The organism is Faecalicatena contorta (genome assembly GCF_001404335.1).
Lineage (GTDB): Bacteria > Bacillota > Clostridia > Lachnospirales > Lachnospiraceae > Faecalicatena > Faecalicatena contortus_B.
This window is the reverse complement of sequence record NZ_CYZU01000005.1, coordinates 102,442-119,672: the sequence shown is the minus strand read 5'-3', so window position 1 is coordinate 119,672 and position 17,231 is coordinate 102,442. Positions and strand designations below refer to the sequence as shown.

Genomic DNA, 17,231 nt, shown 5'->3' with positions numbered 1-17,231 from the left:
GTCTTTTCCGCAGGACTGGTGGTCCTGCGGAAAGTTCATATGCCGGCTTTCATTTTGATGAAGGGACAGTAATCCCCGAAACACGCATCCAAAAGAGCCCTGTTACTATTCCATACAGCTACATTCATCCAACCACTGATTTTCCCGCCTCGTGGGGCATGAGGCGGGGGCAGTGGATCAGACTGGATTTGTGGGGGAAGTTGGCTGGGGACGTTGAGCTGGATATGCGGACAGCAAGATTCTTGCTTGAGGCATTATTACCCGCATATCCAGCTCAATCCGCTGCTACCGTCAGAATTCCCTCCCGTGGAGCTAACCCCGCGCCTTGAAGCACATAGCCAGCGGGAGAGGGACTTCCGAAGGGCAGGAGAACAAGAAGGGGCCCTATCGGGATGCATAGAATGCGCGTTAGAACGGCTTAATGGAAATCCTGCCGGATGTTGAGGCTGAAATCGGCTCACAAAGCCGATTTCAAAGAGGCCTGAGCTGCATAATCATCAAGATTATGCAGTGAATGCCTCTGATGCCTCAACATCCGGCAGGATTTCCATTTAGCCGTTCTTAGCAAATGGACTGCATCCCGATAGGGCCCCTTCCTGTTCTCCTGCCCTTCGGAAGTCCCTCTCTCCGCTGGCGTACCGCCTTCTCCGCCGTCCAGCTCCCCAAAATTCCTCTTGTGGGATTTGGGGGGACGGGGTATAATATTTTCAGGTATTTATTTTGGATTAATGATGAGGAGAGTCGTTATGAGCAGACAATTTGAAAAGGTGATGAAGTGTTATGAGTACTATCAGTCCGTAACAGCATTTAAGCCGCGTGTGGGATTGATTCTTGGCTCCGGGCTGGGCAATTATGCCAGAAATATGCAGGTGGAGTGTGAGATTCCGTACGGAGATATCCCGGGATTCCCGGTGTCCACGGTGGAGGGGCATGACGGGAGGTTTCTGCTGGGGTATATTGGAACGGTGCCGGTTGTTGTTATGAAGGGACGGGTGCACTACTATGAAGGGTATTCGATCGAAGATGTTGTGCTTCCAGTCAGGCTGATGAAGATGATGGGGATTGAGGTTTTGTTTCTCACGAATGCTTCGGGCGGGATCAACCGGTCCTTCCATGTTGGGGATTTTATGATGATTACGGATCAGATTTCGAATTTTGTGCCTTCGCCTTTGATCGGAGAGAATGTGGCGGAGCTGGGAACCCGGTTTCCGGATATGACACACATTTACGATGTGGAGCTGATGGAAGTCATCCGGGCCACGGCCGAAGAGGAGAAGATACAGATTCAGGAAGGGGTTTATGTGCAGTCTTCGGGACCGAATTTTGAGAGTCCTGCTGAGATCAGGATGTTTGCGGCCATAGGGGCAGATGCGGTCGGTATGAGCACTGCCTGCGAAGCGATTACTGCGCGCCATGCCGGTGTGCGGGTGTGTGGGATTTCCTGTATTTCAAATATGGCGTGTGGCATTACAGGGGAAGAACTGAGCCATCTGGATGTGCAGGCTGTGGCGGACAAGCGCTCCGAGGAGTTTGAACGGCTGGTAACGAAGATAATCGAAAAAATATAACATGGTTCCAGTGAAGCGGATATTAAGAAGATATTGGATGGAAAAATTTCAGATAAGAGGGATAAGGATATGAATATTCGAATTTATAATGTGAGAATTCTGACGATGGAAGCAGGAAAAGGCATTTTCAGAGGTGAGGTATGGGTGAAGGGCGATAAGATTGCCTATGCAGGGCCGGTTGTTCTGGATGCAAAGGAAACATGGGACAGGGAGATTGACGGTCAGGGGAATCTTTTGATGCCCGGTTTTAAAAATGCACATACGCATTCTGCCATGACATTTCTGCGTTCACATGCGGACGATATGAAGCTGGATGAATGGCTGAACACCAGGGTATTTCCGGCAGAGGCCAAGCTGACGGGCGAAGATATTTACTGGCTCAATAAGCTGGCAATTATGGAATATCTGACCAGCGGTATTACTTCTATTTTTGATATGTATATCAATAAACCGGCTGGAGAACGCGCGGCAGTAGATACAGGATTCAGAACGGTGATCTGTGAGAGCATCAACGATTTCGGCGGGACGCTGGAAGAGGTAGAGGCGGACTATAAGCGATATAATCAGGATCCGGACAGGCTGGTTTCCTATCAGTTGGGATTTCATGCGGAGTATACGACCGGCCGGGAGATGATGGAGGGGCTGGCAGGGCTTTCCGAAAAGTACAAGATTCCGGTTTATGTACATTGTTCAGAGACGAAAAGAGAAGTGGAGGACTGCCGCAGCAGGACAGGCATGACGCCTGTGGCCTATATGGATTCGCTGGGGTTGTTTGCGCACGGCGGCGGGCTGTTTCATGGCGTACACCTGGATGACGCTGATTTTGACATTGTGAAAGAGCGTGGGCTTTATATCGTGACGAACCCTGCATCCAATTTGAAACTGGCAAGCGGCATTGCACCGGTAAAACGGTATCTGGACATGAATATTCCGGTAGCCATAGGTACGGATGGGCCGGCGAGCAACAACTGCTTGGATATGTTCCGTGAAATGTTCCTTACAACGGGGCTTCAGAAGGTGCTCTGTGATGATGCGGAAGTCGTTCCTGCCCTGGAAGTTCTGAAGATGGCTACAGTAAACGGCGCACATGCGATGGGACTGCCGGAGTGTGATATTATAGCAGAAGGCAAGAAGGCCGATCTGATCCTCATTGACCTTCAGCAGCCAAACATGCAGCCGATCCAGAATCTGGAGAAGAATCTGGTCTATAGCGGAAGTAAACAGAACGTGAAGCTTACTATGGTAGCGGGAAAAGTACTTTACGAAGATGGAAAATATTACCTGGACTCAACAAAAGAAGAAATATTTGCAAGGGCAAACGAATCTGCACGGCGCATTTTGGGGTAATTATCAGATAATTGATGGCAGATGTTAAGAGATGATGAGAAATAACAAGAGAAATAACAAAGGAAAAAATGTTGCTTAACAGAAGAAATGCACGTATAATAAAGAGAATGGTAAAAACCATTCTCTTTATTTTGCGAATATTCAGAAAACGGACAGCAAAGGGGTCAGACCCCTATGGAAAGGAGTACTTATAGATGAAAGCAGCAATTTTTACGTTAAATACAGGTTTATATAAAGCAAAAAAGGACAGCGCCGCAGCCACTGCATTGAAACGCATGTTGGAGCAGGTAGGGTTTGAGGTGAAGGCGTCGGGAGTCCTGCCGGAGGATAAGAAGGTGGCGCTGGCAGTACTGAAGAGGCTGGCAGACACGGGGGCAGTGGAGTTGATTTTGACTACCGGGGCAACGGGAATACGGAAAAGAGATTGTGCGCCGGACGTGGTGATAGAAGTCTCAGAGAGGCTTCTTCCGGGAATTCCCGAGGCGATCCGCGCTTATAATATACGGTATTCGAAAAAAGCGATTCTGGACCGCTCAGCGGCGGGGATTCGGAACCATACGCTGATGGTAAATCTGCCGGAGGGGGCAAAGTCGGCAAAGGAGAGCCTGGAGTACATCCTGCCGGAATTAGTACATGTTGTGGAGATGCTGAGTTTATGATGCGGATTACATATTTAAGCCACAGTGGATTTCTAGTGGAGCTGGAAACAGCATATTTATTGTTCGATTATTACAAAGGAGATCTGCCCGAGCTGAATACGGGGAAAAAGTTTTATGTTTTTGTCAGTCATGCCCATTACGATCATTTTAAAAAAGATATTTTTAAACTGAGGGAGTATCTGCCGGATGTTTACTTTATCCTGTCCAACGATGCCGAGCCCGATGGGGGCGGGGATGTTATGCATATAGGCCCTAATGAAGAGCGGAATTTGGATGGCTGCAAGATTCGTACGCTTCGTTCTACGGATGAAGGCGTTGCATTTCTGGTGGAGTATGACGGGAGGATTCTATATCATGCCGGAGATCTTAACTGGTGGCATTGGGAGGAAGAAAGTAAGGCTTACAATACCATGATGCGGCGGAATTATCAGCATGAGATCAATAAGCTGCATGGTGTTAGGATTGATGTTGCGTTTGTGCCGGTTGACCCCAGGCTTGGGGAGCAGTATTATTGGGGGCTGGACTGCTTTATGAAACGTACAGAGACCAGGGCCGTATTTCCCATGCATTTCTGGGGCAATTACGGGATATTTGACCGTCTTGCGCTGGAAAAGAATGCCGGAGAATATGCAGATAAAATACACCGGATTGAAAAAGAAGGACAGGTGTTTGAACTGGAAAAAGGCGGGCAGGTCCTCTAAGGGAAGTGTCAGGAATAGTATGCAGCAGGAGAAACCTTCGAAAGGAAGGCAGATCAGAAGAACAGACTAAAATATGGAGTGATAGGAAATTATGCAGGTTAAATTATTTACAGACGGTGCCGCAAGAGGAAACCCGGACGGTCCGGGGGGCTATGGAGCCGTCCTGGAATATGTGGACAGCAAGGGGGTTTTGCACACAAAGGAACTGTCTCAGGGGTATGTAAAGACTACAAACAACCGGATGGAGCTGATGGCCGTGATCAGCGGACTGGAAGCGCTCAACAGGCCATGTATTGTGGAGGTTTATTCCGATTCAAAATATGTGGTGGATGCTTTTAACCAGCACTGGGTAGACAGCTGGCTCAAAAAAGGCTGGAAGAGAGGCAAGAACGAACCCGTAAAAAATGTGGATTTATGGAAACGGCTTCTGGCAGCAAAATCGCAGCATAGAGTGACATTCCACTGGGTAAAAGGACATGACGGACATCCGCAAAATGAACGCTGCGATGAACTGGCCACTACGGCAGCAGACGGCAGCGGCCTGATCGTGGATGAAGGGCTTTAGCTGCAGAAATTTTTATAGGATAGATTCTGGACATATATCAAAATCCATAGTATAATATACAACTGTGTTAAGTAAGACAGACAATCGCGGCTGCGGGAGCTGAAAAGCTGCAGACGAGGAAAGTCCGGGCTTCACAGGGCAGGATGCCGGATAACGTCCGGTGGAGGTGACTCCAAGGCCAGTGCAACAGAAATAAACCGCCGGGGAAACCCGGTAAGGGTGGAAAGGCAGTGTAAGAGACTACCGCCTCGCTGGTAACAGAGAGGGCACATGTAAACCCCATCCGAAGCAAGACCGAATAAAAGCCACGTGGCGGCCCGTCACGCTTTAGGTAGGTCGCTCGAGCCTGGTGGCGACATCAGGCCTAGATAGATGATTGTCCAACGACATAACCCGGCTTATCGTCTTGCTTAACCACAGTATTGATATAAGTTGCAACGATAATGTGAATCAGAGGAATGATAACGGCTGACGGAAATGATATGCCGTACAGGAATTGGAAGTAAGTCATGGCGCCGTTCTATTACAGGCGTCATTTCTTTTTTAAACACGCGCAAGGAACAATGAAAACAGATACCATAAGAAAGCAGGTAGTGAAATGGGAATGAAAGTAAATGCGGAGCTGCCGCTGCCGGCAGATTTAAAGGCGGAATATCCGCTGTCAGACAAGATCATAGCGTTGAAGAAAAAGAGAGACCAGGAAATCCGCGATGTATTCACCGGAAAATCAGATAAATTTCTTGTCCTGGCTGGCCCCTGTTCAGCGGACAATGAAGATGCGGTATGCGAATATGTGCGCAGGCTGTCCCGGGTCAATGAAAGAGTTTCAGACAGGCTGGTGCTGATCCCGCGGGTTTATACCAACAAGCCAAGGACGACGGGAGAAGGGTACAAGGGAATGCTTCATCAGCCGGAGCCTGACCAAGCGCCGGATCTTCTTGCGGGAATCATCGCGATCCGGAAAATGCATATCAGGACAATAGAAGAGAGCGGTCTGACTGCAGCCGATGAGATGCTGTACCCGGAAAACAGGAGCTACCTGGACGATATTTTATCTTACGAGGCAATCGGAGCCCGTTCTGTCGAGAACCAGCAGCACCGTCTGACGGCCAGCGGTATGGACATTCCGATTGGAATGAAAAATCCAACCAGCGGTGATTTTTCTGTTATGCTGAATTCCGTAATTGCCGCACAGAATTCCCACAACTTTATCTATCGGGGAATGGACGTTACAACAGATGGAAATGACCTTGCCCACGTGATTTTAAGGGGCGGCGTTGACAAATATGGCACATGCATTCCCAACTACCATTATGAAGATCTCGTGAGGCTGCTGGATATGTATGGGAAAAAGGATCTCCAGAATCCTGCCGCAGTGATCGATGCGAACCATTCAAATTCAAATAAACAGTTCAAAGAGCAGATCAGAATCGTAAGCGAAGTGATGCACAGCCGAAATTACAATCCTGATCTGAAGAAACTGATCAAGGGTGTCATGATTGAGAGTTACCTTCAGGAGGGATGCCAGAGTATAGAATGCGACAGGGAATACGGAAAATCCATCACAGACCCTTGTCTGGGCTGGGAAGATACGGAATCGCTGATTTATAAAATAGCAGAGAGCTGTTAAGCCAAGAAGTGAATCGGAACCGAAAGGATTTCCGGGACAGAAGATTTATGAAGTTTTTCAATCAGGATGAAAGTATCTGGTCAGGTACTTTTTTCCTGGTTTTTTATTTAACTTGAGATTTAACATGAAAGCCGGGGCACAACTGAATTCGGAAATTTTTGCAAAAAAAGCATTGCATTATGTTACAGTAGGAATTATACTGGTAACGTAAGTAAGATTCCGCTTCGCGGTTACAAACAAGGAAGAGGGAGGGATGGCATGCCAGATCTGACAACCAAGATAGCAGAACAAGCTGTCTGGATAGAATTTGCAAAACACTTTAAGAATCAGGATACTGCATTGGCATATTTGAAGGAGATCTTGGAATTTGAGAATGTACGCATGACAGATTTCTTTCATATGAGCAGCAAGGACGTCGAGCTGTATTATAAAAATATGCGCCAAAAAGAAGCGGCAGGTAAGCTGAGTATGAGTACCTTGAGCAAAAAGTTCTGGGAGCTTCATTCTTTTGCTGCGTATGCCGCAGATCATAAAGAAGAGTTCGGACTGCCTGGAGCGTTTGAAGATTATTTTTTCCCTTGGCTGAAGAAACTAAGACAACAGGAGAAGTTCGTCCATTCGGTTCCTGTAGAAGATATGGATGCGCTCTATCAGGCTGTGCAGGAGGATCTGATGGCCTACACAATGATATCCTTGATCCACAGAGCCGGATTGTCTTCCAATGAAATCGCGTCCCTGAAGCCGGACAGCCTGGCAGTTTATGATAATGGAACGTTTGCATATATTGAGGGAAGAGAGACTGTATGCTATATTCCGGAAGACGCGGCGGTTATACTAGAACGCTATATAAATGAGAGGAAGCCGGTGGAATATTTGTTTTATAACAGAAACGGAGGCCCCTTAAATAAAATGTATATCTGCCGGATGTTGAAAAAATATACACAGAAGGCTGGGATTCCTGCTTACAGTGCAGAAAAGATCCGCACCACATGCGGTACGTCCATGTTTGCATACGGAGCCGGACCGGGGCAAGTGGCAAAGCAGATGGGGATAACAAAGACACAGATACAAAAATATCACAACCGCCAGTACAAAGACAATCTGCTGGTGAAGGCCAATGAACTTGTAAAGATTAAGGTTGAGCCGCCCATATAAAGGAACATAGAATAAATACCTTACTGTTTCGCTGGCCTGATTTTCCGATAGCACTGCTCCCCAAGCCTCAGCGTAGCCCACTACGCCTGTGTTTGTGGAGCAGCACTCTCGAAAATTTATCTCAGCTTATGAGCCAGTTACTTATTTTACGATATACTAGTTGACAAAAGCGCAACAAGTTACTATACTATAATAGTAACTTGTTGCGCTTTTTAGAGGAGATAAAAATGCAATTAAAACAATTAATAGAGGAATATGCGGATAGTGAAATCATGAGAAGGCAGGGGATCTTTGCAAGCATTTTCATCATACAAAACCGCCTGCAGACAGCCTGTGATAAACTGGACGAGGAAATCACTATGAAGCAGTGGCTGCTTCTGGCGATGGCAGGAACCACAGAAAACCCCATGTCGCTCACCGATCTGGGCCGGCTGATGGGGTGTTCCAGGCAGAATGTCAAAAAAATTGCCCACTCCCTTGAGCAGAAAGGATTTCTCAGATTAGAGCGGCGGGAGGGTGATTCCAGGGCCGTATGCGTAGTTTTGGATGAGAAAGTGAAAGCATATACGGATCGTGTCGGAGAAATGCAGCAAGGCGTATTGAAACTTTTATTTCGTGGCTTTTCAGATAATGAAACAAGTGTGTTATATCAGGGAATCATGAAACTGCAGGAGAATATTTCAGAGATAGAAAATTATGTGGAGGATAGACATGGACATAAATAAGGGAAAAGATAAAGTAGTCGTTTATACATCAGAAACCGGATTTTCAAAAAAATATGCAGGATGGATCGCGGAGACATTAAAATGTGAAGCCATGGACATAAAAGAGTGGAAGAGCAGGAAGCCAGAGGACTACCAGACGATAATCTATGGGGGAGGCTTTTATGCAGGGAAGATCAAAGGGTTAAAAAAGATCAAAGAGCAAATGAAAAACTATCCGGATTTGAGACTGATTGTATTCGGCACCGGCGCCACCCCGATGGAGGCAGAAGAGATCATAAAGGGGGCAATGGATGCTAATTTTACAGCAGAGGAAAAAAAGAAGATTCCGGCATTCTATTTCCAGTCCGGTCTAAACTACGAGAAAATGAGCTTGAAGTACAAAGTGATGATGAAGATGTTCACCGGGATGATGAACAAAAAAGCCGATAAAACAGAAGAAGAGCAGATGATGGCAGAAATGCTGGCTCATTCATACGATTTTTGCAAAAAAGAATATATAAACAAGTTGTTGGAATATTCTGAATAAGGGACGCAAAGGGGTCAGACCCCTTTGCGTCTTTTTACTGATTCTCTGTGTATTTTTCTTCGCAGTACTTACAGCGGTAGATTTGTTTTTCTTCATCCGTGAGGACGAAGACGTGATCCAGCCCCTGCTCGATCGAGGTGATACAGCGCGGGTTTCTGCAACGGATGACATTCCGGATCTCTTTTGGAAGTGTCAGGCGCTTTTTGTCTACAATTTCCTCGTTCTGAACGATGTTGACCGTGATGTTGTGATCGATAAAGCCCAGAATGTCCAGGTCCATAAAGTCGATCGGGCATTCGATTTTCATAATGTCTTTTTTGCCCATCTTGCTGCTCTTTGCATTTTTGATGATGGCAACACAGCAGTCGAGCTTATCGAGATGTAAGTATTTGTATATTTCCATGCTTTTGCCGGCTTCGATATGGTCGAGCACAAAGCCTTCTGAAATGCGGCCGACATTTAAAGTATTTTTAACCATAGTGATATCCTCCTCCTTTTAATCCACATGGATGTCCAGCAGAGTGAGTATTAGCGCCATACGCACGTAAACTCCGTACTGCATCTGCCTGAAATAGGCAGCCCTTGGATCGTCATCCACCTCAACAGATATCTCATTTACTCTTGGGAGCGGATGAAGTACATACATGTCTTCCGGTGCGAGACGCATCTTTTTCTTATCCAGTATATAGAAATCTTTCATGCGTACGTAGTCTTCTTCATTGAAGAAACGCTCTTTCTGAACCCTGGTCATGTAAAGGATATCCAGTTTGGGAATCGCATCATCCAGGCGGACTACTTCCTGATAAGGAATATTCTGCTTGTCCAGCACATCATGGCGCATGTAATCGGGCAGACGTAATTCTTCAGGGGAAATCAGAATAAATCGGATTCCTTCATAACGCACTAATGCATGAATCAGGGAGTGGACGGTACGGCCGAACTTTAAGTCCCCGCAGAGTCCTATTGTCATGTTGTTCAGACGTCCTTTTACGTTTAAGATCGTAAGCAGGTCAGTAAGAGTCTGCGTCGGATGCTGATGTCCTCCGTCACCGGCGTTGATTACCGGGATCGAAGAATGCTGGCAGGCAACCATTGGAGCGCCTTCCTTCGGATGACGCATGGCGCATATATCCGCATAACAGGAGATCGTTCTGATGGTATCGGATACGCTCTCCCCCTTCGCAGCCGAGCTTGATTCGGCGGATGAAAATCCCATGATACTGCCGCCAAGATTCAGCATAGCCGCCTCATGGCTCAGTCTTGTACGTGTACTTGGTTCGTAAAATAAAGTCGCAAGCTTTTTCCCGTCGCAGGCATGGGCATATTTGTCCGGATGTGCCTCAATATCCTGTGCCAGGCTAAGCAGTTCGTCCAGCTCCTCAATGGAAAAATCCAGAGGACTCATTAAGTGTCTCATAAATAACCTCCTTATATGCCGAATAGGGGCATTCTTAATCTATCTGTATTGCAGTAAATCTTCTACAGATTTACGTGTGGGCGCTTCCGGCTCATCGGCAGGCCAGCCGATGGCAATCAATGCGGCTAGTTCCTGATCCTCAGGCAGCTCCAGAAGCCCGGAAATACCGTCTTCGTCGAAAATTCCCATAATAACGGTGCCAAGTCCGTACTCCTTTGCAGCCAGGCAGAAAGACTGGGTGGCGATTCCGGCGTCAAACATCTGCCATCGGTCTCCTTTTTTCGTAGTATAGGAACCATCGCGTTCAAAACCGGATCTTCCTTTCAGAAAAGTAACCGCAATTAGCATGGGCGCCTGCCGGATAATATTGGCATTGTGCTCAAACGTAAAATCAGCTGTGACTTTTTCAATAACGGAAGAATCTTCAATTGCAATATAACGGGTAATCTGGGTGTTTTTCCAGGAAGGAGAATAAGATGCTGCAGAAACAATAGAATCAATCAAAGAATGGTCAATGGGATCCGGCTTATACCGGCGGATGCTTCTTCGACCCTTAATACATTCAATAGTGTTCATTTGTAAACCTCCCTATTCAAAATTCTCTTCAACTAATCATATACTAAAACAGGCTGATTTTCAACAGGAATTTTGAAAGGGAGTGCTCCTGTTCGTCCCGGCAGGAGGTAATCCGTAACAGAGAGCTCTGGCGGTTCATCGCAGGATTTTCTCAAACAGGAGGCCGGCGCCGAACCACAGGGGAGCATAATCAAATCGGATGATGCCCTTTAAATTGTATTTTGCTTTGCTGTAATCCCAGGGACACGCATGGTGCCTTTTCAGAAAGCTGCCGGAGAGAAACTCGCCGAAGAAAATACAGCAGGTGTAGACGCCGCCTCTCAGAAGGGGATTTTTCCCCTTTAACAGCCGGCAGACAGGAGTGAGAAGGCATGCCGCGCCGTAAATGGGGAACATCCAGATGGAGGTGCGTCCGATGAGCGTAAATTCTCTCTTTTTAAAGGAGTGGAGGGCCGTAAAAATGATTTCCATGCACCAGCCCAGGGTGCCGCAGATAATAAATTTATTCTTCATAATGAAAAGTATGTTTAAGAAACGTAGATTTTATACGTGAAATGTATTATAATGTTTCTTAGTTTGTGCAAAGGAGAAGTAAAAATGGCAACATTGGAAGAACTGAGGCGGCAGTTGGATGAGATTGACGACCAGCTTGTAAAGCTATATGAAAACAGGATGCAGGTGTGTAAGGAAGTCGGCGAACTGAAGGTAAATACAGGGAGAAAGGTCTTTGATAAGCAGCGTGAGAAGGAGAAGCTGACAGATGTCTCCGGCAAGGTGACGGGTGATTTCAATAAAAAAGGGATCCAGGAACTGTTTGAACAGCTCATGTCCATGAGCCGGAAACTCCAGTATCAGCTGCTGGTGGAGGCCGGGGCCCTGGGCAGACTGCCGTTTATCGAGGTGGAATCACTGGAAGGGCAGAATGCAAGAGTGGTATTTCAGGGAGTAGAGGGAGCTTACAGCCAGGCCGCAATGCAGCATTACTTTGGAGAAAACTGCAACGGATTTCATGTCAGGACGTTCCGTGAGGCCATGGAGGCAATCGAGGAAGGGTCGGCAGATTATGCCGTGCTTCCAATCGAAAATTCTTCTGCAGGGGCCGTTAATGAGATGTACGACCTTTTGGTGGAATTTGAAAACTTTATCGTTGGGGAGACGATCATCCCCATTACCCATACGCTGTCGGGACTTCCCGGGACCAGCTTAAACCAGCTGGAGAGGGTTTATTCCAAGGCGGAGGCGCTGATGCAGACCTCACGTTTCCTGGACGAGCATAGTAATTGGCAGCAAATCAGCGTTGTGAATACAGCCATTGCCGCCAAGAAGATATTAGAGGATCAGGACAGGACACAGGCCGCGGTGTGCAGCGCATATGCCGCAAAAGTGCACGGGCTGTCCGTCTTACAGGACAACATCAACGATGAGCCGAACAACTCTACCAGATTTATTGTGGTGACCAATCAAAAGATTTTCCTGCAGGACGCTTCCAAGATCAGCATTTGTTTTGAAGTGCCTCACAAAAGCGGATCATTGTACCGTATACTGTCCCATTTTATATATAATGACCTGAATATGACCAGAATCGAATCCCGTCCGGTGGAGGGCAAAAACTGGGAGTACCGTTTCTTTGTAGACTTCGAGGGCAACATGGCTCAGCCTGCGGTCAAAAATGCAATCAGGGGTTTAAGAGAAGAGGCCAGAAATCTGAAGATTCTTGGTAATTATTAGAATATAAAGAGGAAGATGCAATGCGGACAAATGAATTAATGCTGTATAAGAATATGGAATATGGAGAGATCCTGCAGGATATGACCTTTCTTATGGAGAATTTTCATAATGAATATTATAACAGAGAAGATCTGAGGAGCCTGTTTTTCGAGTGCATGAATGCCCTGCTGGAGCTTTCAGCGAGCCATGGGTTCGAGGGCAATCTGTGGCATACATACCTGGCATTTCTTCTGGCCAGCGATGAAAATGCGTACAGTACGTCTTGTGAAATCGTCGGGCCGGTGAGCGGAAGTATCAACGAGATCGCTAAACATGATTTCGGAGTATTTAAAGAGCTGTTTGATTACGATTTCGATAAAATGGAAGAAGAACTGGATGTCAAATGCTTCACTATCCTGGAGAATTATCAGAATATCAATGAGCACAGCAAGGTTTTTAACAAGCGGATCCGCGACAGGATCTGCGGACTGGGTCACGCCCTGGGGAATGCGGGGGATGTGGAAGCTTTCCAGGAGATCCTGACGCAGTTTTATAAAGAATTCGGTGTTGGGAAGCTGGGACTTCATAAAGCTTTCCGGGTGGAGCACCCGGAGGAGACTGGAGTGCAGATTGTACCGATCACCAATATCGCTCATGTCCATTTGGACGACCTTGTGGGTTATGAGATTGCAAAGAAAAAACTGATTGATAATACGAAAGCCTTTGTAGAAGGGCGGAGAGCCAATAACTGCCTTCTTTACGGGGATGCCGGAACCGGCAAGTCTTCCTCCATCAAAGCCATACTGAATCAGTACTATGGACAGGGCCTGCGTATGATTGAAGTTTACAAACACCAGTTCCAGGATTTGAACGGCGTGATCGCGCAGATTAAAAATAGAAATTATAAATTCATCATATACATGGATGATTTGTCTTTTGAAGAATTTGAGATTGAGTATAAGTATCTGAAAGCAGTCATTGAGGGCGGTCTGGAGAAAAAGCCTAATAATGTGCTGATTTACGCCACCTCAAACCGTCGCCATCTGGTGCGCGAAACATTTAAGGATAAGGCGGACAGGGATGAGGAACTGCATACCAATGATACGGTGCAGGAAAAGCTGTCTCTCGTCGCAAGATTCGGTGTGACAATTTATTTTGGGTCTCCCGATAAAAAAGAATATCAGCAGATTGTAAAAGAGCTGGCAAAACAAAATCAGATTGCCATGCCGGAAGATGAACTGCTTCTTCAGGCAAATCAGTGGGAACTTACCCACGGCGGCCTGTCAGGAAGGACAGCGCAGCAGTTTATCGATTATCTGCTTGGGCAGGAATAAAGAAAGGTAATTCATGAATAAAAGGATAAAATACACGGTATCCGCACTGGCAATGCTGGCAGTTTGTATTGGCACGGTGACCGGATGCAGCGGGAAACTGACGCCGAAAAAGATGATGTCAGCAGTCACAGAAAACCTTGCGGAAGTAAAATCAGTCTCCAATTCATTGGAGATGGATATTGAGCTGGAAGATGTGCTTGATTTAACAAAAATCTCAATGGACATGGAGATGGAGAATACAACAAAGCCGAAAGCCGGACATGCGAAAGGGTCGGCGGAAGTGAATTTCAGCGGCACGCAGGTAGCAAGCGATATGGAGATCTATCAGGTGACGGAAGGGGATGAATTTGTCACATACAGCAGTATGTATGGGCAGTGGAGCAGGGAAGCGGCGGCTGGTTCCCAAAAGAGCACATTTAACGGAAATCTGTTCCAGGAGGCCGGAGATTCCATCGAATCCTTTCATATAGCTAAGGAAACGATTCAGGTGGAAGAGAAAGAATGTTATGAGATGTATGGAGATATCAGCGGTGAAGAGCTCTTAAAGTTTATGGGCCTGGACATGATGAGAGCCTTTGGCTTGGTAGAACTCCCCGAAGAAGATGCAATCTCAGGACTTTCGGTTCCAATTACGATCGATATATATAAAGAAGAAATGCTCCCTGCACGGATTATCGTAGACATGACGGACGTTATGAATGATCTGTATGATAAATATAATAAAAGCACAAATGTAAATGACTTCACAATCAAGCTTTCGTATACGGGATTCAATCAGGTGGAAAAGATCGAAGTGCCTCAGGAAGTACAGCAGGTGTGCAGCCAGGCAGGATAGATAGTCTGAATATGTGTCAGATACAGAAGATTTTTGATTATTAAGAATACAAAATAAAAAAAGAATAAGCCCTGACTGGGTGGAAGGCTGACGGTGATCCGCGTCAGTTTTCCGTTCGGTCAGGGCAGTTTTGCCTTACCGGATCGTGTGCGATTGAGATATTTCATACACGCCCCATTATCTGAACCAAAGAACATATGCCTGCTTCTCAGGGGCGTACTGCCTAAAGCTCCTGAATTTGGGAGATATCGCTGTCAATGATCAGTGAGTAGTTGGTATAATAGACTACAAATCCTGGCTTGGCACCCTTGGGCTTCTTCACATGCTTTTTTTCAACATAGTCAATTTCTACCTTTTCTCCACCCCGTGCCTTCGAGTAATAAGCAGCGAGCCTACCGGCCTCCTCAAAGGTTCTGTCGGGAAGTTCCGCGCCGTTTGACTTAACTATGACATGGGACCCAGGGGCATCTTTGACGTGGAACCACCAGTCATTGCCCACAGCAAAGCCGAAAGTGAGTTCATCATTCTGAAAATTATTTTTCCCCACATACATATGGAATCCGTCGCTGGAAAGATAATGCAGCGGCGCATTTTTAATCTTGACCTTCTTTTTTGTAAACTTCCTGCGCATATAGCCGGAACCGATCAGTTCTTCCTTAATCTCCGCAAGATCTTCCTCCGTACGGGCAATATCCAGGGCTGTGCTTACAGAATCCAAATAAGCGATATCGTCCTGTGTCTCCTGGACGAACTTGGAGAGCGCCTCAAAAGTCCTTTTCTGCTTATTATATTTATCAAAATAGCGCTGGGCATTCTCCTGGGGTGTTTTTGCAGCATCCAGAGGAATGGTGACCATCTCATTGGTATAGTAGTTCAGCGCTTCAAGCTGCCGGGCCCCTTCCTCCAGATTGTATCCATAAGTATGAATCAGCTCCCCGTAAAACCTGTACTTTTCGCGGTTCTTTGTATCGTCCAGCTGCCGGAGCTGCAGATCGCACTTTTTACGGCTGCGATCCAGGGCCGTCTGTACAATATGCCTCAGATCGGCTGATTTCTGCCGGATGCGGGTCAGAGTATTTTTAGAAGAATAATAGGTCTCCAGCACCTGGGACATAGAAGTGAAATCTTTCCGGGTATATGCTCCAAAATGGGCCATAGGCAGAGCAGAGAACTCTTTCGGTTCCTGGCCGTCGTAATAGATAGCAGGAGTAAAGCAGCCTTCCTTTACATAAGAAAAGTAAATAGAAAACTGCTCATATAATTTCCGCAGGGTCTCTCCGCTTTGGTCATCCAAAGAGGCAGAAGAGTCCATACCGGATAAATAGCAGATCTCTGTGGCGGCCGCCGGGCTGACCCCTGTAAAGGCGGTATAAATAGCTTTTGCCAGGGGCAGGGGCTTCGCCGTAATCTTTTCGATAAAAGCAGATTCAACCGTGGACAAAGGATCCGACTTGTCCATGGTATCCGGGACAAAATATTCCCTCCCCGGAAGCACTTCGCGCACCGAACTCATCTGTGCAGAGACATGTTTGATACTGTCGATGATCATGCCCTCATTGTTACAGAAGATAATATTACTGTGTTTTCCCATAATCTCTACGACGAGATCTTTTCTGCAAAGATCACCCAGTTCATCCAGATGTTCAATCGTAAAGTGAATAATACGCTCCAGCTTTGGCTGGTAAATATCAACGATCCGCCCATTACTGATATGCTTTCTCAGGAGCATACAGAAATTCGGAGCGGTCATAGGACTGGGTTTGGTGGACTCCGTCAGATATATGAGGGGAAGGGAGGCGCTAGCAGATATACACAACCTTTTCTGTCCTGACGGTGTCTTAATAGTGAGAAGCAGTTCGTCCGTCTCGGGCTGGGCAATTTTGGTGATCCTTCCATTGAGCAGCTGTTCTTTCAATTCGTGGACCAGAGAGGCCACGGTAATTCCATCAAATGCCATGGTGTATTCCTTTCTTCAGATGTAGTGTCATCCTGAAACAATATTTTAATATTGTACCATAAACAAGAAGTTCTTGAAACCCCCATCGGGATTTAGCGACGAGCTTTAGTTTCGGCGCGGATGGGGGACGCTCCATAAAGGGAAAGCCGAAAACCTCCCGGAGAACATCCATGTCCTTTCAAAAACGCGGCCGCGGACCTAAGAAATTCTAGGCGTGAAACAGCCCTGAAAATGGAGCCCCACTGACACATCACGAGAAATCCGATGATTTCTCGCGCTGGGTCAGTTGATTTTTGGATTCGGAATCCAAAAATCTCTCCATTTTCAGGGCTGTTTCCCACCAAGAATTTCTAAGGTTCGCTTTGAGCGTATTTGAAAGGACATGGATGTTCTCCGGGAGGCTTTCGGCTATCCCTTCATGGAGCTGGTGCATCCGACCGGTAGGAAAAGGATTCGTTCCTAAGTTGGAGCCTCAAAAGGGGGCAGCGTATGGATATAGAATTGGCGGGACTTTTATGTCCCCAGTAGG

Annotated in this window: 17 protein-coding genes and 1 other RNA gene; 13 read left to right on the top strand and 5 right to left on the bottom strand. The window is 46.6% G+C overall.

What is annotated here, in order from left to right:
• Window positions 1-746: 746 nt before the first annotated feature.
• From ARB69_RS04135 to ARB69_RS04095, 10 genes are all read left to right on the top strand, one after another.
• Window positions 747-1,568 carry a purine-nucleoside phosphorylase gene (locus tag ARB69_RS04135; protein WP_050642473.1) on the top strand — a complete coding sequence of 274 codons (822 nt, stop codon included), beginning with the start codon at window positions 747-749 and terminating at the stop codon, window positions 1,566-1,568.
• Between the two features lie 69 nt (window positions 1,569-1,637).
• Window positions 1,638-2,915: an amidohydrolase gene (locus ARB69_RS04130; protein ID WP_050642472.1), complete on the top strand. Its 1,278-nt coding sequence runs from the start codon at window positions 1,638-1,640 to the stop codon at window positions 2,913-2,915.
• A 194-nt stretch (window positions 2,916-3,109) separates the two neighbouring features.
• On the top strand, window positions 3,110-3,574 hold the full coding sequence (locus ARB69_RS04125) for a MogA/MoaB family molybdenum cofactor biosynthesis protein (RefSeq protein ID WP_055151283.1): 465 nt from the start codon (window positions 3,110-3,112) through the stop codon (window positions 3,572-3,574).
• Window positions 3,571-4,275, top strand: coding sequence for an MBL fold metallo-hydrolase (locus ARB69_RS04120; protein WP_055151281.1), 705 nt, complete (start codon window positions 3,571-3,573; stop codon window positions 4,273-4,275). The genes ARB69_RS04125 and ARB69_RS04120 overlap by 4 nt, the downstream gene beginning before the upstream one ends.
• A 91-nt stretch (window positions 4,276-4,366) precedes the next feature.
• Entirely contained in the window at window positions 4,367-4,840 is a 474-nt protein-coding gene (gene rnhA / locus ARB69_RS04115; protein WP_055151278.1) for a ribonuclease HI, read from the top strand.
• A gap of 68 nt (window positions 4,841-4,908) precedes the next feature.
• Window positions 4,909-5,257: RNase P RNA component class A (gene rnpB, locus ARB69_RS04320), an RNA gene on the top strand.
• Window positions 5,258-5,438: 181 nt separating this feature from the next.
• Window positions 5,439-6,470: a 3-deoxy-7-phosphoheptulonate synthase gene (locus ARB69_RS04110; RefSeq protein ID WP_050642468.1), complete on the top strand. Its 1,032-nt coding sequence runs from the start codon at window positions 5,439-5,441 to the stop codon at window positions 6,468-6,470.
• Window positions 6,471-6,728: 258 nt separating this feature from the next.
• A complete protein-coding gene (locus tag ARB69_RS04105) occupies window positions 6,729-7,625 on the top strand; it encodes a tyrosine-type recombinase/integrase (RefSeq protein WP_055151276.1) in 897 nt (298 codons plus the stop codon).
• A gap of 227 nt (window positions 7,626-7,852) precedes the next feature.
• The gene (locus tag ARB69_RS04100) at window positions 7,853-8,350 is read left to right on the top strand and encodes a MarR family transcriptional regulator (RefSeq protein WP_050642466.1); all 498 of its coding nucleotides are present in this window, start codon (window positions 7,853-7,855) and stop codon (window positions 8,348-8,350) included.
• Window positions 8,337-8,876 carry a flavodoxin domain-containing protein gene (locus ARB69_RS04095; protein ID WP_055151273.1) on the top strand — a complete coding sequence of 180 codons (540 nt, stop codon included), beginning with the start codon at window positions 8,337-8,339 and terminating at the stop codon, window positions 8,874-8,876. Before ARB69_RS04100 ends, ARB69_RS04095 begins: the two co-directional genes overlap by 14 nt.
• 34 nt (window positions 8,877-8,910) lie before the next feature.
• On the opposite strand, the gene ARB69_RS04090 is transcribed toward ARB69_RS04095, so the two are convergent.
• The 4 genes from ARB69_RS04090 to ARB69_RS04075 form a co-directional block, all read right to left on the bottom strand.
• Window positions 8,911-9,354, bottom strand: a complete 444-nt coding sequence (locus tag ARB69_RS04090; RefSeq protein ID WP_050642464.1) for an aspartate carbamoyltransferase regulatory subunit — start codon at window positions 9,352-9,354, stop codon at window positions 8,911-8,913.
• 18 nt (window positions 9,355-9,372) lie between these two features.
• Window positions 9,373-10,293 carry an aspartate carbamoyltransferase gene (gene pyrB / locus ARB69_RS04085; protein ID WP_025657646.1) on the bottom strand — a complete coding sequence of 307 codons (921 nt, stop codon included), beginning with the start codon at window positions 10,291-10,293 and terminating at the stop codon, window positions 9,373-9,375.
• Between the two features lie 39 nt (window positions 10,294-10,332).
• Window positions 10,333-10,869: a nitroreductase family protein gene (locus tag ARB69_RS04080; protein WP_055151270.1), complete on the bottom strand. Its 537-nt coding sequence runs from the start codon at window positions 10,867-10,869 to the stop codon at window positions 10,333-10,335.
• A 135-nt stretch (window positions 10,870-11,004) separates the two neighbouring features.
• The gene (locus tag ARB69_RS04075; protein ID WP_082203097.1) at window positions 11,005-11,382 is read right to left on the bottom strand and encodes a putative ABC transporter permease; all 378 of its coding nucleotides are present in this window, start codon (window positions 11,380-11,382) and stop codon (window positions 11,005-11,007) included.
• An 84-nt stretch (window positions 11,383-11,466) separates the two neighbouring features.
• On the opposite strand from ARB69_RS04075, the gene pheA reads away from it, so the two are divergent.
• The 3 genes from pheA to ARB69_RS04060 are packed head-to-tail and all read left to right on the top strand — an operon-like array spanning window position 11,467 to window position 14,745.
• Window positions 11,467-12,597 carry a prephenate dehydratase gene (pheA, locus tag ARB69_RS04070; protein ID WP_050642462.1) on the top strand — a complete coding sequence of 377 codons (1,131 nt, stop codon included), beginning with the start codon at window positions 11,467-11,469 and terminating at the stop codon, window positions 12,595-12,597.
• Window positions 12,598-12,617: 20 nt separating this feature from the next.
• Window positions 12,618-13,910: an ATP-binding protein gene (locus tag ARB69_RS04065; protein WP_055151267.1), complete on the top strand. Its 1,293-nt coding sequence runs from the start codon at window positions 12,618-12,620 to the stop codon at window positions 13,908-13,910.
• 13 nt (window positions 13,911-13,923) lie between these two features.
• Window positions 13,924-14,745: a DUF6612 family protein gene (locus tag ARB69_RS04060; protein WP_050642460.1), complete on the top strand. Its 822-nt coding sequence runs from the start codon at window positions 13,924-13,926 to the stop codon at window positions 14,743-14,745.
• 223 nt (window positions 14,746-14,968) lie between these two features.
• Here the strand turns inward: ARB69_RS04060 and ARB69_RS04055 are convergent, their stop codons facing one another.
• Window positions 14,969-16,702 (bottom strand): Rqc2 family fibronectin-binding protein, encoded by a 1,734-nt coding sequence (locus tag ARB69_RS04055; protein ID WP_055151264.1) that lies wholly within the window; start codon window positions 16,700-16,702, stop codon window positions 14,969-14,971.
• Between the last annotated feature and the right edge of the window lie 529 nt (window positions 16,703-17,231).

What these genes read in the sequence shown, in the direction of transcription:
- ARB69_RS04135 (WP_050642473.1), top strand. Translation starts at nt 747, where the DNA reads ATGAGCAGACAATTTGAAAAGGTGATGAAGTGTTATGAGTACTATCAG.
- ARB69_RS04130 (WP_050642472.1), top strand. Translation starts at nt 1,638, where the DNA reads ATGAATATTCGAATTTATAATGTGAGAATTCTGACGATGGAAGCAGGA.
- ARB69_RS04125 (WP_055151283.1), top strand. Translation starts at nt 3,110, where the DNA reads ATGAAAGCAGCAATTTTTACGTTAAATACAGGTTTATATAAAGCAAAA.
- ARB69_RS04120 (WP_055151281.1), top strand. Translation starts at nt 3,571, where the DNA reads ATGATGCGGATTACATATTTAAGCCACAGTGGATTTCTAGTGGAGCTG.
- rnhA (WP_055151278.1), top strand. Translation starts at nt 4,367, where the DNA reads ATGCAGGTTAAATTATTTACAGACGGTGCCGCAAGAGGAAACCCGGAC.
- ARB69_RS04110 (WP_050642468.1), top strand. Translation starts at nt 5,439, where the DNA reads ATGGGAATGAAAGTAAATGCGGAGCTGCCGCTGCCGGCAGATTTAAAG.
- ARB69_RS04105 (WP_055151276.1), top strand. Translation starts at nt 6,729, where the DNA reads ATGCCAGATCTGACAACCAAGATAGCAGAACAAGCTGTCTGGATAGAA.
- ARB69_RS04100 (WP_050642466.1), top strand. Translation starts at nt 7,853, where the DNA reads ATGCAATTAAAACAATTAATAGAGGAATATGCGGATAGTGAAATCATG.
- ARB69_RS04095 (WP_055151273.1), top strand. Translation starts at nt 8,337, where the DNA reads ATGGACATAAATAAGGGAAAAGATAAAGTAGTCGTTTATACATCAGAA.
- ARB69_RS04090 (WP_050642464.1), bottom strand. Translation starts at nt 9,354, where the DNA reads ATGGTTAAAAATACTTTAAATGTCGGCCGCATTTCAGAAGGCTTTGTG.
- pyrB (WP_025657646.1), bottom strand. Translation starts at nt 10,293, where the DNA reads ATGAGACACTTAATGAGTCCTCTGGATTTTTCCATTGAGGAGCTGGAC.
- ARB69_RS04080 (WP_055151270.1), bottom strand. Translation starts at nt 10,869, where the DNA reads ATGAACACTATTGAATGTATTAAGGGTCGAAGAAGCATCCGCCGGTAT.
- ARB69_RS04075 (WP_082203097.1), bottom strand. Translation starts at nt 11,382, where the DNA reads ATGAAGAATAAATTTATTATCTGCGGCACCCTGGGCTGGTGCATGGAA.
- pheA (WP_050642462.1), top strand. Translation starts at nt 11,467, where the DNA reads ATGGCAACATTGGAAGAACTGAGGCGGCAGTTGGATGAGATTGACGAC.
- ARB69_RS04065 (WP_055151267.1), top strand. Translation starts at nt 12,618, where the DNA reads ATGCGGACAAATGAATTAATGCTGTATAAGAATATGGAATATGGAGAG.
- ARB69_RS04060 (WP_050642460.1), top strand. Translation starts at nt 13,924, where the DNA reads ATGAATAAAAGGATAAAATACACGGTATCCGCACTGGCAATGCTGGCA.
- ARB69_RS04055 (WP_055151264.1), bottom strand. Translation starts at nt 16,702, where the DNA reads ATGGCATTTGATGGAATTACCGTGGCCTCTCTGGTCCACGAATTGAAA.